This window comes from Bradyrhizobium campsiandrae (genome assembly GCF_014529705.1).
In the GTDB taxonomy this organism is placed as follows: domain Bacteria; phylum Pseudomonadota; class Alphaproteobacteria; order Rhizobiales; family Xanthobacteraceae; genus Bradyrhizobium; species Bradyrhizobium campsiandrae.
Genome location: NZ_JAANIH010000010.1, coordinates 158573 through 171563, shown reverse-complemented (window position 1 = coordinate 171563; position 12991 = coordinate 158573). Strand labels below are relative to the sequence as shown.

The 12991-nt window shown below is 61.2% G+C and carries 10 protein-coding genes and 3 pseudogenes; 1 reads left to right on the top strand and 12 read right to left on the bottom strand.

Features of this window, described 5'->3' with window-relative positions; genetic code table 11:
- A pseudogene (locus G8O24_RS44095) lies at positions 1-377 on the top strand (type IV secretory system conjugative DNA transfer family protein); the annotation flags it as partial.
- A gap of 213 nt (positions 378-590) precedes the next feature.
- Here G8O24_RS44095 and G8O24_RS10100 read toward each other — a convergent pair.
- The 12 genes and pseudogenes from G8O24_RS10100 to ihpA all read right to left on the bottom strand — a co-directional run bounded on the left by G8O24_RS10100 (position 591) and on the right by ihpA (position 12320).
- Positions 591-1491, bottom strand: a pseudogene (locus G8O24_RS10100) (cation diffusion facilitator family transporter).
- 2 nt (positions 1492-1493) lie between these two features.
- Positions 1494-2351, bottom strand: a complete 858-nt coding sequence (locus G8O24_RS10095; protein WP_188098712.1) for a hypothetical protein — start codon at positions 2349-2351, stop codon at positions 1494-1496.
- A 7-nt stretch (positions 2352-2358) separates the two neighbouring features.
- Positions 2359-2844: a hypothetical protein gene (locus G8O24_RS10090; protein WP_188098710.1), complete on the bottom strand. Its 486-nt coding sequence runs from the start codon at positions 2842-2844 to the stop codon at positions 2359-2361.
- A pseudogene (locus G8O24_RS10085) lies at positions 2844-3104 on the bottom strand (PilZ domain-containing protein); the annotation flags it as partial. The gene G8O24_RS10090 and the pseudogene G8O24_RS10085, both read right to left, overlap by 1 nt.
- Before the next feature lie 36 nt (positions 3105-3140).
- On the bottom strand, positions 3141-3455 hold the full coding sequence (locus tag G8O24_RS10080) for a ferritin family protein (RefSeq protein ID WP_188098708.1): 315 nt from the start codon (positions 3453-3455) through the stop codon (positions 3141-3143).
- A 30-nt stretch (positions 3456-3485) separates the two neighbouring features.
- The gene (locus G8O24_RS10075; protein WP_188098706.1) at positions 3486-5651 is read right to left on the bottom strand and encodes a heavy metal translocating P-type ATPase; all 2166 of its coding nucleotides are present in this window, start codon (positions 5649-5651) and stop codon (positions 3486-3488) included.
- Between the two features lie 42 nt (positions 5652-5693).
- Positions 5694-6143, bottom strand: coding sequence for a hypothetical protein (locus tag G8O24_RS10070; RefSeq protein ID WP_188098703.1), 450 nt, complete (start codon positions 6141-6143; stop codon positions 5694-5696).
- 27 nt (positions 6144-6170) lie between these two features.
- Positions 6171-6542, bottom strand: coding sequence for a hypothetical protein (locus G8O24_RS10065; protein WP_188098701.1), 372 nt, complete (start codon positions 6540-6542; stop codon positions 6171-6173).
- Complete coding sequence (locus G8O24_RS10060) at positions 6539-9760, bottom strand: efflux RND transporter permease subunit (protein ID WP_188098699.1); 3222 nt, start codon at positions 9758-9760, stop codon at positions 6539-6541. The genes G8O24_RS10065 and G8O24_RS10060 overlap by 4 nt, the downstream gene beginning before the upstream one ends.
- Positions 9753-10115 carry a P-II family nitrogen regulator gene (locus G8O24_RS10055; RefSeq protein ID WP_188098697.1) on the bottom strand — a complete coding sequence of 121 codons (363 nt, stop codon included), beginning with the start codon at positions 10113-10115 and terminating at the stop codon, positions 9753-9755. The genes G8O24_RS10060 and G8O24_RS10055 overlap by 8 nt, the downstream gene beginning before the upstream one ends.
- The gene (gene ihpB / locus G8O24_RS10050) at positions 10105-11052 is read right to left on the bottom strand and encodes a divalent metal ion exporter adaptor subunit IhpB (protein WP_188098695.1); all 948 of its coding nucleotides are present in this window, start codon (positions 11050-11052) and stop codon (positions 10105-10107) included. Before ihpB ends, G8O24_RS10055 begins: the two co-directional genes overlap by 11 nt.
- Positions 11049-12320 (bottom strand): divalent metal ion exporter subunit IhpA, encoded by a 1272-nt coding sequence (ihpA, locus tag G8O24_RS10045; RefSeq protein ID WP_188098693.1) that lies wholly within the window; start codon positions 12318-12320, stop codon positions 11049-11051. Before ihpA ends, ihpB begins: the two co-directional genes overlap by 4 nt.
- Positions 12321-12991: the final 671 nt, after the last annotated feature.

Below are 12991 nucleotides of genomic sequence, written 5' to 3'. Positions count from 1 at the left end.
CCCCCGCCGGTGTCGCGCGCCCCTTGCCGCCGCGGCGGACGGTGCCAGCGAAGCGCGCTGTCAGGAAAAGGGGCGAAAACGCTAAGCCCGTAGAGCCGGATGCTACAACGGCTGCCCCGCTAACCCTTGTCGCGCGACCGACGTCACCGAAAGCGACGCGTCCGGCGCTGTCACTGGGCGCGGCGCCGACGGCACCTGCGGGCGAGAACTGCGACCTGCGCGACATTCTCGCCTCGGCTGGAAACAACCAAGACGAAGACTTCGTGACGATGACAAGCGTGTTGGGGGTTGTGCAGGCTTCGAGCTCAGTGATCTGCGAAGCGGCAGAGGTGCTTGCTATCCTTCACCAATCTTTTGGTAACACCGAGAAGTCGTAGTGAGGGCTTCCGGGAGAACATTAAAACCACGCATTATGGAAAATAAGAGTAACATATAGTTGAATCTCATAGAGATATTAGATTCGCATAAGCTATCTTATGGAATGTTCCGTGCGGGGCAGGGCTCAGCGCGACTTCGCTGCTGCCATGATCGTGATGGTGATAATCGGCATGCTCGTGATGATGTCGGCGTCCAAAGCGCTGTTCTTGGTGTCAGACATGAAGAACAGCCTCGCCTGAACGCAACGCTTCATCCTCGATCTGGATCGTGACATGATCGATGCGGAATTCCTCCTTCATGATGCGGCGGGCTTCCTGTAGCACCTTGCGACTCATTGAGAGGTCGGCGATCACGAGGTGGCAGCTCATGGCATCGAACCCCGACGTGATCGTCCAGACGTGAAGGTCGTGGATAGCGGTCACGCCCGATATTCCTGCGAGCTTCTGCTCCAGCGTGCCGACGTCGACATTCGGGGGGGACGCCTTCCATGAGAATGTGGGTAACCTGCTTCAGTAACAGCCATGTTCGAGGGACGATGAACAGGCCGATGCCAGCGCCGATGATCGGATCCACAAGTCGCCATCCCTTCCACATCATAAGAAGCGCCGCAATAATTACCCCGATCGAGCCGAGCATGTCGCTCAGGACTTCAAAATATGCGCCCTTGACGTTGACGCTTTCCGATGACCCTCCGGCAAGCAGGCGCATGCTGATCAGATTGACGATCAGACCAATCACCGCGACCACCAGCATCGGGCCGCTCAAAATCTCGGGCGGCGACAGAAAACGCTGATAGGCCTCAAAGAGAATGTAGACAGTCAGCAGCAACAGGACGACGGCGTTGGTCAATGCCGACAGCACCTCCATTCGCAGATAACCATACGTCCGCTGTGGCGTTGCTTCGCGTGCCGCGAAGCGGATTGCCAGCAGGGCGAGCGCCAATCCGCCGACATCGGTCAGCATATGGGCGGCGTCGGCAAGTAGCGCTAGACTGCCCGTGACCAGGCCTCCCACGACTTCCGCCACCATGTAGGTGGCCGTCAGCGCGAGCGCCCATCCCAACCTCCCCGCGTGCTGCGCCGCTGCTGTTCCCGCGGTCCCTCCACCATGCATCGTCAGACCTCCGATGGGCGAGCTGGATGTGGATCGGCATTCTGACCGACAGCGTCTCGCAACTTCGTCTCGAGTTCATCCAGCAGAAAGAAGCTCACGTCGTCAACTGAGCCGTGGCCCTTCGCAAAGGGCTGTTCGAGCAAGCGAACCAGATACAACGCATAGACGAACATGTAGGTGATGAAGCCGAACATGATCGCTGACGCTGGATCGCCTTCGGTTTTGAGGAACAACAGCATTGCTACAATCGACAGCACCAAGGTCTGGACGAGGACATGCACGGACGGAACGAATTCGACGCGCTGAATGTGGTAGATGCGCAGCATCGCGCGTCGAATCACATCCTGGGTGGTGCGCAGCCGTACCACGAAGTTTGCAGCCATCCCCATTCCTTCGAGGCAGCCGAAGATCGGCGTCAATTTCGCGATCTCGTCCAACGCAGGCGGGATATCCTTGTGACTTTTGGCATGATCCAGACCTCGACGGAGCCTGTCGATGACCCCAATCAGAATTGCGCGACATTCGATGAGGTCGAAATTCGGATTCTGAGCGGCAAATGACTCCAGATCGCCGTCGATGGCCTCAATTGCGGTGCGGATATCGGCCGGAATGCGCTCGGTTTCCTTGTAGTCGGCGAGGATGCTCGACAATAGAAAGCCGATAATGAAGATGGCGCCGCCGATGCCGCTCGTCAGCAATCGGTTGAGTTCGAGGAATTCAAAGCCGTAGTAATGGATCGCCGTCTTGATGCATCCGAGCAGCAGCACCACGATGCCGACGGTAAAGAACAATCGGAATTTCTTCCAGAAGCTGATGTCCGCGCGGTCGAAGTGAAGATGGTTTATGATTGATGGTATCATCCGCTCGTCATTCTTTCCCTATCGTCACACGTACAAAACGCCCACCGTTCCATCGGTATCGGCCCCGAAGGAATCCGCCGTTAACTTCCAATTCAATGGCGTTGTCATCGTCGACCATCTTCAGATCGCGTGCATGGGCACTGAAGACGAGTCGATGCCGCCCACGTGACTCCAAGTACACCTCGTGGAGACACAAATCCCCCTTACAAACGGTCGCCCTGTTTTGGCAGACGAAATCCTCGAAGTGCAGCGAGATGAAACGCTGGCCCGTCGTTGCGATGGTGACCGAGAAGTAGTGGGCCGCGGCCGCCTTGTTGCCGCAGACCCTGGCGCGTGCGGACAGCTTGCGCTGGATCTGCGGCGGAAGCGCTTCGATGTGCTCGGCCGCCAACGGATTCTCCGAAGCAAATCCGCCGCGCGCATATGCCGCCGACGTCGCGGACAGCGACCCGGCCAGCAACAGCGCGCTCATCGTCGGCTTCAATCCGAACATCACCGTACCTTTCCCGCGAATGCCTCGCCTGCATCGCGCAGACGTTCGAACCGGACCCCGAGGCGGCGTTCGGATTTCCAGATGGTGCGGCACGGTCGGGACAATTGGTCCGTTGGCACCACCAGGAGAAACCGCTCCGGAATGCCAAGCGGACTTTCAACTTCCAACAGGGCGCCGGTCGCGCTGATGTTGCGGACCATGCAGGAGATCGCGGCACCTCCGAAGGAAATGCTGCCCGCCTTCAGAATCCGCGTGCGTGACGACTCCCTTTTTTTCCTCCACGTTGCGCGCCTCCGTCAGTCGGCTTTTTTCTCGGCCTGCTCGCCATGCTCGACGACGTCCCCGTCCTTGACGAGGATGCCTTGAAGTGCAACTCGCCAGTCGGCCTTGCGCCGGAGCAAGAATTCGAGATTCATACCGAAGTGCTTGAATTCTTCCTTTTGGGCGTTGGCCATGATGGCTTTGGCTTCCTTATTCCTTTCGAGCGACATCCGCTGTTCGTACCAGCCAATGGCTTCGGCTTCTTCAATGAGCGAGGCGATCATGCGAGCGAACGTCCGCATCTCTTGCGACAGCTCTTCTGCTGGTTCGTGATACTGATCGACACCCATACCGGTCTCCTCCGTCGTTCCGTTTGTCCGTCAGACCTTTCCTTGCGCGAGCAGACGAAGCGCGTTCATGGTGACGAGGACGGTCGCACCGGTGTCGGCGAGAATGGCCGGCCACAATCCGGTCAGCCCGACGATCGTGGTGACCAGAAAGAAGGCCTTGAGCCCCAGTGCGATGGCGATGTTCTGCCGGATGTTGGCCATGGTTCGCTTCGAGAGGTCGACCATCGCGGCGACGTCCGTGACGCGGCCGTGCAAGACGGCGGCGTCCGCGGTTTCCAGCGCCACGTCGGTACCGCCGCCCATCGCGATGCCGACGTCGGCCGCGGCCAACGCCGGCGCGTCATTGATGCCGTCGCCGATCTTGGCTACCGAACTGCCGTCTCGCCGCAACTCGCCGACGATCCGCTGCTTGTCCTGTGGCAGCAATTCCGCTCTGACCTCGATTCCCAGTTCTTGACCGATCGCGCGCGCAGCGCGGCGGTTGTCGCCAGTCAGCATCAGGGTCCGGATTCCCGCGTCCGTCAGACGCTTGAGTCCCGCCTTCGCGTCCGGGCGGGGTTCGTCGCGCATCGCGATCGCGCCCGCGACTTCGTTTCCGATCGACAGCAGTGAGACGGTCTTGCCCTCGTCGTTGAGTGCCGCGATCCGGGCGGTCTGCTCAGAGGTCGGGGATGACAATTCCGCAACGGCCGCAGGCGACCCAAGGAAGACGCTGCGTCCGTCGATCGTCGCTTGAATACCCTTGCCGCCGATCGCTTTCGAATCCGCAACCTGGGGCAGCGCGATCCGCTGTTCGGACGCTTTTGCCAGGATCGCGGTCGCAAGCGGATGGCTTGATCCGGATTCCAGCGCGGCGGCGAGACGCAGAACATGCGCCTCGCTGCTGGAAAAGCCGATGATGTCCGTGACCTGGGGTTTCCCCGCCGTCAACGTTCCGGTCTTATCGAAACACGCCACCGTGATCTTGCCGACCTGCTCCAGGACCGCGCCACCCTTCATAAGGAGGCCGCGGCGCGCCCCGGCGGCAAGGCTGGCGGCGATGGCAGCGGGCGTCGAGATGACCAGCGCGCAGGGACAACCAATCAACAGGATAGCCAAGCCCTTGTAGATCCAACCGCTCCAATCCCCGCTGAACAACAAAGGAGGACCGATGGCAACCAACCCGGCAACCGCCACCACCCCCGGCGTATAGAAGCGTGAGAACCGGTCGATGAAACGTTCCGTGGGCGCTTTCGATTCCTGCGCCTCCTCAACGAGGCGAATGACCCGCGCAATCGTGTTGTCGGCTGCGGCGGCGGTCACCCGCACCCGCAGCAGGCCGTCGCCGTTCACGGTTCCGGCAAAGACGAGTGCGTCCGGCCCCTTCCGCACCGGCGTGCTTTCGCCCGTCACCGGGGCTTCATCGATCGGACTTTCTCCGGACAGGATGACCCCATCGGCCGGAATGCGATCGCCCGGCCTGACCTGAATCGTCGTTCCGACCTCGAGACTGTTCGCCTGTACCTCCCGGACCTGCCCGTCGGCTTCGAGGCGAGCCGTCTTCGGAACGAGCTTGGTGAGGTCCCGGATGCTAGCGCGGGCGCGGCTGGCGGCGACGCCTTCCAGGAGTTCACCGATCAGAAACAGGAAGACGACGGTCGCCGCCTCTTCGGTCGCCCCGATGATCACCGCGCCCACCGCGGCGATCGACATCAGCATCTCGATCGAGAACGGCGTCCCGGACCGTGCGGCGGAGAGCGCGCGACGCGCAATCGGAACGAGACCCACCAGCATCGCCAGCAGAAACGCCCAACGCTCGGTGACAGGCGCAATTTTGCCGACCGCAAACGCCCCCGCCAATGCGGCACCGGACGCCAAGGTGAGCAAGCCCTTTCGGGTCCGCCACCAAGACCCATCGACCGGGGCGTGGCCGTGTCCCTGCGGATCGTCTCGCCGCGGCGAGACGCCCTGATCGTGGAGATCGCTGCGGACGGGCTCCACGCGATAGCCGAGATCCGAAATACGATTGCGGAGTTTCTCGTCGTCCACGCGATCATCGTCGCGACTGACGATCACCGTGCCTCCGGCGACGGAGACGGCAACCTCGGTGACGCCCGGAACCCGCCGCAGAGCGGTTTCGATCTTGGTCGCGCAAGACGCGCAGTCCATCCCCTCCACGCGGAAGCGGACTTTCGCAACCCGTGCGGTGACGTTCATGTCAGGTCCCCTCGGAATCGTGCATGGAATACAGTTTCGCGATCACGTCTTGCCCTCCTGCCGAAGCCGCTTGTAGAGCGCTTCGACGGCGTCAGAAAAATCCAGCGATACATTACGTGCACAATGATCTTCCAGAAAATGCAGTTGGTTGATGAGATCGAATGTTACCGGATTGAGATCGAGCCCCTCGTCAACACCGGGCGGCCGGCTCAGGATGATTCCGCTCATGAACCCTTGCGCCCATGCAAGGTAGTCCCGTCGAAGCACAGGATTGGCTTTGACGTCGTCGTTGAATCGCTGGCACGTGGTGGCGCCAAGACCGACAATCCGCGCCTTCGGTGCTTCCGCGCGCGAGGCCTCGACCGCGAACACAGCAAACGAGGATAGCGCCATGACCAAGAGTAAACGACCGGGACGCAGGCTCGCGACGCGCGCGTAGGTCTGGGCTGTAAGTGTGCGGCAACCTCGCATTGCTTGTTGTTCGATCAACATTGGTCCGTCCTGCAACAAATCGACATGCTACTCTTTGAATTTGGCCTGACCCGATTTGCCTTCGGCGGTCTTGATGGTCAACGTGATGGTCGTTCCCGCCGCGATCGGTGTTTTCGCGTCACCCATCAGAGAATTCTCGCCCTGAGGCGCAAGAGTCACGGTCTCTCGTCCGCTCCCGCCGGCGATGAGCACCGCCCCCGAGTAGCCTTTCGTTGCGATCGGTTTGCCATTCTTGGCGTCGAAGACGTTGATGGTGACGGTCTTCTCAGTGGTGAGGAGCTCGGCGTCGACACCGGCGACGTCGAGCATCAGGCCACCATTGGGGCCTTTTTCATACTCTTCAGCCCAAGTCGGGACGGCCGACAGCAGGGTGGCAATCAACAACAAGGCGTATCTCATGGCGTTTCTCCGTTCGTGGTATTCGCGGCGTGGGGTTGCACAGCCGCTCCGTTCTCGAGATCCTCGCGTCGGAACAGGACATAGAGCGCCGGGAGCACCAGCAAGGTGAGGATCGTGGAGGAGATGATGCCGCCGATGACCACCGTCGCCAGCGGCCGCTGGACTTCCGCGCCGGCTCCAGTCGCGATCGCCATCGGAACAAATCCAAGCGACGCGACGAGCGCCGTCATCAGCACCGGGCGCAATCGGGTGAGCGCACCCTCGCGCACAGCATCGACCAATCGATGCCCTTCCTGACGCAGCCGCTCGATGAAGGTGATGATCACCAACCCATTGAGCACCGCGACGCCGGACAGGGCGATGAAACCGATTCCAGCGCTGATCGACAGCGGAATGCCGCGTAACAGCAGTGCAATGATGCCGCCCGTCAGGGCGAGCGGCACGCCGCTGAAGACCAGCAGTGCATCCGCCATGGACCCCAGGCTCATGAACAGCAGCAGGAAGATCAGCAGGAGCGCGATCGGCACCACGATGGTCAACCGCTGCGTCGCCGAGACCAGTTGTTCGAACTGACCGCCCCATCCGATCCAGTAGCCGGCGGGCAGTTTAACCTTAGCTTCCACCTGTTCCTGCGCGTCGGCAACGAACGATCCGAGATCGCGTCCGCGGACATTGGCGGTGACAACGATGCGTCGTTTGCCCTGCTCGCGGCTGATCTGGTTCGGCCCCGGAGCCAGGTCGATCTGCGCGAGTTCGGAGAGCGGCACGTAGCGGATCTGGGCAAGGGGAGAATTGTTCCAGACCGCGGGCGTGGCCTTGGTTTGATTGTCGAGCGGGGGCAGCGGCACCGGGAGCGCCTTGATCGCCTCGATGTCCGAGCGCAGATGTTCCGGAAGGCGGACCACGATGTCGAACCGGCGGTCGCCCTCGAAAACCTGCCCTGATTTCTTGCCGCCGACCGCGATCTCGACGAGGTTTTGGACGCCGCCGACGCTGATGCCGTAGCGTGACAGCGCCTGGCGGTTGAGCTTGACGGTCAGCACCGGCAACCCGGACGCCTGTTCGGTCTTGACGTCGGCGGCACCCTGCACGTTCTGCAGCACTGCCTGCACCTTGGCGGCGGACTGGACCAGCACGTCGAGATCGTCTCCGAAAATCTTGACGCCAACATCACTGCGCACGCCCGATATCAACTCGTTCATTCGTTGTTGTATTGGTTGTGAGATCTCGTAGACGCTACCTGGAATTTCTTCGACGGCTTCCTGAATCTCAGAGACTACGGCCGCCTTGGACCTCTGCGGATCGGGCCATTCCTTCCGCGGTCTCAGCATGACATAACCGTCAGAGGTGGATGGCGGCATCAGGTCGGTCGCGACCTCCGCCGTCCCGGTCCGCGCAAACACGTCTTTGACTTCGGGAATCTTGAGCAGCCGCTTTTCAAGTAGCGCTTCCATTTCCAACGACTGAGTCAGACTGGTTCCCGGGATCCGAATGGCCTGCAGCGAGACGTCACCCTCGTCGAGGCTCGGAATGAATTCAAAGCCCATGTGCGTGGCCGCGATGCCGCAGACCACAACGAACAACGTGGCGATTGCCGCCACGCCCAACCGACTCCGGATCGAGGCGTTGAGCAGCGGCGTATAAAGGTGGCGCGCGCCGCGCATGAACCAGTTCTCGTGCTCCGACACCTTGCCCGTCACCAGGAGCGCCACAGCGGCGGGCACGAAGGTCATCGACAGGATGGCAGCACCGGTCAGCGCCATCAGGACTGTCAGCGCCATCGGCGTGAACATCTTTCCTTCCACGCCAGTCAGGGTGAGAATCGGCAGATAGACGACAGCGATGATCAGGGTTCCGAATAGGCTGGGTCCGATGACTTCGCGCGACCCCGCGAGGATGGTTTCGAAGCGCTCCTGGCGACTGAGCAGGCGGCCCAATCGGTGTTGCTCCGCCGCGAGCAATCTCAGGCAGTTCTCGACGATGATGACGGCGCCGTCGATGATGATGCCGAAATCGATCGCCCCGAGGCTCATCAGGTTGGCGCTGACCTTGTTCTCCACCATGCCCGTGATGGTGAACAGCATGGCGAGCGGTATGACGCAGGCCGTGGCGATCGCCGCTTTGAAGTTGCCGAGGATCAGGAACAGGACCACGATGACCAGCAAAGCGCCTTCGACGAGATTCTTCTCGACGGTCGCGACCGTTGCCTCGACAAGGTGCGTGCGGTCGTAGACGGCATGCGCGATCACGCCGTCCGGCAACGACTTGCCGATCTCCTTGAGCTTGGCGGCGACGCTTTGCGCGACGGCGCGGCTGTTCTCGCCGATCAGCAGCATGGCAGTGCCAAGCACGGTTTCCTTGCCGTTGATGGTTGCAGCACCCGTGCGCAGATCCTTGCCTTCGGTAACGTCGGCGACGTCGGCAATCCGGATCGGCACGCCTTTGTGCGACCCGATAACGATCTCCTTGATCTCCTCAACGTTGGCCACCTGACCGGGCGTGCGGACCAGGTACTGCTCGCCGTTGTGCTCGATGTAGCCGGCGCCGACATTGGCGTTGTTGGCGGCCAGCGCCGTCATTACGTCACGAAAGTTGAGCTTGTAAGCCATCAACTGCGCCGGGTCCGGCAACACCTGGAATTGCCGTTCAAAGCCGCCGATGGTGTTGACTTCAATGACGCCCGGCACGTTGCGCAATTGCGGCTTGATGATCCAGTCCTGGATGGTCCGCAGGTCGCTCGGGGTATACTCCCCGCCCCCGGCCTTGCGCGCTCCGGGCTTGGCTTCCACCGTGAACAGGTAGATCTCGCCGAGACCGGTCGAGATCGGTCCCATCGCGGTTTCGACGCCCGTGGGAAGCTGGTCCTTGACCTGCTGAATCCGTTCGTTGACCAACTGACGTGCGAAATAGATGTCGGTACCGTCCTTGAAGATGACGGTGACTTGACTCAGGCCGTAGCGGGACTGGGAACGCGTACTCTCGAGATGTGGCAGCCCGCCCATCGCGGTCTCGACCGGAAACGTGATGCGCTGTTCGACCTCAAGGGGCGAGTAGCCGGGCGCCCGGCTGTTGATCTGTATCTGGACGTTGGTAATGTCCGGAACGGCGTCAATCGGCAGTCGCGTGAAATTCCACGCGCCGAAGGCGGCCATCAGGACGACGCCGATCATCACCAGCCACCGCTGCCGGATCGCAAACGAGAGAACGGCCTCAATCATGGCGATGCTCCTCCGCCCCGGCTTCCCTGATGCAGGCGAAGGTCCCCACCGGCGTCGTGTAGACGACGCCGTCGCCCTTTCGTCCGGTCCACGCCGCCGCTTCGATGCGGCGGCAAATCTCGTCGGCCTGATGCGCCCGGCACACCAGCCTCAATTCGAGGTACTGGTGATAGGTGATGTCCTCATCGCTCGCGACGTAGGTCCCGCCTTGTCCCCGCCCGCGGCCCTGGCCGCGAACTTCATCGAAGGTGAAGCCGGGAAAATCCGCCAGATCGTGGAGCGCGCGGACGACATGGCCTTCCATATGCGGCCTGATCAATGCGGTGATCAGGATCATGCCGTTGTCAGTGCTCATCGCCGCCCGCTCCCTTGGTCATTTCCGCCTTCACGATGAAACTGTTCTGCGCCGCGTAGACGTCGCCCTCGAGGACGCCGAAGGTGATCTCGACGAGTTGCGAATCGCGTTGGCCGACTTCGACGTCGCGCGCCTCGAACTTGTCGCCGTTGCGGACAAACACCACCGTGCGGTTCTCGACGGTCTGAAGCGCCGACGATTTCACCGCGATGCCGACCTTCTTCGCCGACAGTGTCAATCGTCCGGTAATGAAGAGACCCGGACGCAGTCGCTGTTCGTTATTAGGGACCACGGCTCGGGCGATAGCGCTCTGCGTGTCGCTGCTGCCGACCGGCGACAAATAGGAAATCCTGGCGTCGATCGGCGGCCCGCCGTCGGCCGGATCGATCAACACCTGGTCGCCGACGCTGACCCGTTTCAGGTCGCGCCGATACACCGAAAAATCGACCCACACCGTCGACAGGTCCGCGACAACGAATGCGGGCTTCTGTTCGGAGGCGTATTCACCCAACGTGATCTGGCGGTCGATCACCGTGCCCGCCAGCGACGCCTTCAATTCGTAAGGGGTGAGGCTTTGGTTGCTTTCGATCACCGCAAGCACGTCGCCCTTCTGGACCTTGTCGCCGATGCGCTTGCGCACATCGCGAACGATCCCCGGAAAACGCGGCGTCACCTGCACCAGCAATTCCTGGTTAGGTTGTACGATGCCGTTCAGCAACAGGGTGTCGCGCAGCACGCCGGCGGACGCCTTTGCAAGCTCGATCCCCGATGCTTCGACCTTGGCGTCGCTGAGGACGACGGTGTCAGAATGCTCCCCTTCGCTGGTTTCGGTCGGCGTCGGCTTCGATGTAGCGGGCTTCAACATCCGGTAGCCGCCATAGACCAGTCCGGCGGCAACCACGAGAAATACGAAGTAGCGGGCGAATGCCTTGATCATCTTGAACTCTGATGGGTAAGCGAGAACGGGTTGCCGACGAGACCTTCGATGGTCGCGACGGCAATATGGAAGTTTTGCAGCGCTTCCTGCTCGCGCAGCAGTGCCTGTAAAACCGAGCCCTTCACGTCGAGCAGTTCGAGCAGGGTGAAGCGGCCCTGCGCATAGCCGCTCTGGATGGTTGCGGCTGCGCTGCGGGCTTTCGGAATGACCGAGGAGCGCAACAGTTTGATTTCCGCCAGCGCTCCGTTGATCGAGTCGTAAGCTCGTCCGGCGATACTGATGAGAACCAGTTTGTTGATGGAACGCTCGGCCGCGGTCTTGGCGAGGGTTTCCTGGGCCGCGATGATGTTGCCTCTGTTCTGGTCGAAAATGGGCAGCGGAATCGAAACTCCCAGCCGCACGGCATTGTCGTTGGTGTCCTGATAGTGACGCCATCCCGCGGACAGGCGAATGTCCGGAATGGCTTTCAGACGCGCGATCAGCAGTTCGGCGTTACGCTGCGCGGTCACGGCGGTCCAGCGCATCAACTGCGGATTGGCTTCGATAGCCTGGACGACCGACCGGAACGAGGGCGGCTGTCCGATGAGGCCCAGTCGACCGATCGCCTTGCCAAAATGGGGCGTGCTGTCACCCATCAGGATGGCGAGATCCCGCCGAGCCGTCGCCAATTGGGTCTTGGCCCGCTCCCGCTCGACCCGGAACAGGTCGGCGGCGACTTGGGCGCGTTCGGTTTCCGCAGGCGACGATGCGCCTTCCTCGACGCGTTTCTGCAGTTGCGGAATCAGCTGATCGAAGCTGGTGATCTGTTCGTCGAAAATTTCGATCCGGCGTTGTGCGCTGATGACGGTAATGAAGGCAATTGCAGTCTCGGACAACACCTCCAGCCGTGTCGCCCGCCGCTGCCACACCGCGGAGCCGACGCCAGCCTCGCCTGCTGCGATCCGCGCCTCGCGCTTGCCGCCTAGTTCGACCAGCTGACTGAGCTGCAGATTGGTTTCGGCCGAACGCGTTCCTTTGTACGGACCTGAACCAAGTGCGTTGTCGAGTTCGAACGAGGCTTCCGGATTGGGCAAGGCGCCCGACTGAATCCGCAACCCTCCGGCGATCCCGACGTCCCGCTCGGCGGCAGTCAGGCGCGGATTGGCAGCCAAGGCTCGCTGCAACGCTTGCGGCAATGAAATTGGTCGCGACCGCTCCGCCGCCTGCGCTGGAATTGTGAATGCAAGCAATACGCACGACGTGCGCAATGCCATCCTAAATCGACCCATAAGCTCAACCTGAAACGCGTAAAGACGACGCGCTGAATGCCGCGCGCAATGACGGTCTTCAGGTCAGGGTCTTGGGGGGAGGCGTATCGAGCTTGGGAGGGTCCTCGAGCAAGCGTCGAGGCGCAACGAAGGCGATCTTGACCGGTTGCTCCATTGGAGAGGCCACCGGCACGGACGTCGGCATCACGACCGGTGTACAAATAGGGCAGTGTTCCGCAAGGACGGGCGCCTTCGTTGAATCACCATTATCGGAGCCGTTGCTGGATATCGCACCTATCTCCGAGGCCACCATCGCAGCGATTGCTCCCTCGGTGCAATAAGCTACTTGGCCCAAGCCGACGAACAGATACGTCAGGGCAAGCAAAAGCAACGTCGCCCTACGAAGGTAGGGCGCTTTCGGCCTCGACAAACCCTGGAGCGTTCCGCATTCCATGAGCGCTGATATAACAGAGCGAATTTCTGAATACTATCACATCATGCCAATAGATCGGGAACCGCCGAGGACGTCGGCCGAGTAAGGGATCTGACGTCGTCCCAGGCGAGAGCTGCGTGCCTCGTCAAGCAGATGGTCCTCCGCCTGTTGCGCGTCGCGTATAGCGAAATTAGAAGGCCTCAAATTGCATCGACTCGAAACCAGCGATACCAATGTCGTCAAACTCAACCTTCGACTT

Bases quoted from the DNA above. Each gene is read 5' to 3' on its own strand.
- G8O24_RS10055 (WP_188098697.1), bottom strand. From the start codon at position 10,115: ATGAGCACTGACAACGGCATGATCCTGATCACCGCATTGATCAGGCCG.
- G8O24_RS10095 (WP_188098712.1), bottom strand. From the start codon at position 2,351: ATGATACCATCAATCATAAACCATCTTCACTTCGACCGCGCGGACATC.
- G8O24_RS10090 (WP_188098710.1), bottom strand. From the start codon at position 2,844: ATGTTCGGATTGAAGCCGACGATGAGCGCGCTGTTGCTGGCCGGGTCG.
- G8O24_RS10065 (WP_188098701.1), bottom strand. From the start codon at position 6,542: ATGAGATACGCCTTGTTGTTGATTGCCACCCTGCTGTCGGCCGTCCCG.
- ihpB (WP_188098695.1), bottom strand. From the start codon at position 11,052: ATGATCAAGGCATTCGCCCGCTACTTCGTATTTCTCGTGGTTGCCGCC.
- ihpA (WP_188098693.1), bottom strand. From the start codon at position 12,320: ATGGGTCGATTTAGGATGGCATTGCGCACGTCGTGCGTATTGCTTGCA.
- G8O24_RS10060 (WP_188098699.1), bottom strand. From the start codon at position 9,760: ATGATTGAGGCCGTTCTCTCGTTTGCGATCCGGCAGCGGTGGCTGGTG.
- G8O24_RS10070 (WP_188098703.1), bottom strand. From the start codon at position 6,143: ATGTTGATCGAACAACAAGCAATGCGAGGTTGCCGCACACTTACAGCC.
- G8O24_RS10075 (WP_188098706.1), bottom strand. From the start codon at position 5,651: ATGAACGTCACCGCACGGGTTGCGAAAGTCCGCTTCCGCGTGGAGGGG.
- G8O24_RS10080 (WP_188098708.1), bottom strand. From the start codon at position 3,455: ATGGGTGTCGATCAGTATCACGAACCAGCAGAAGAGCTGTCGCAAGAG.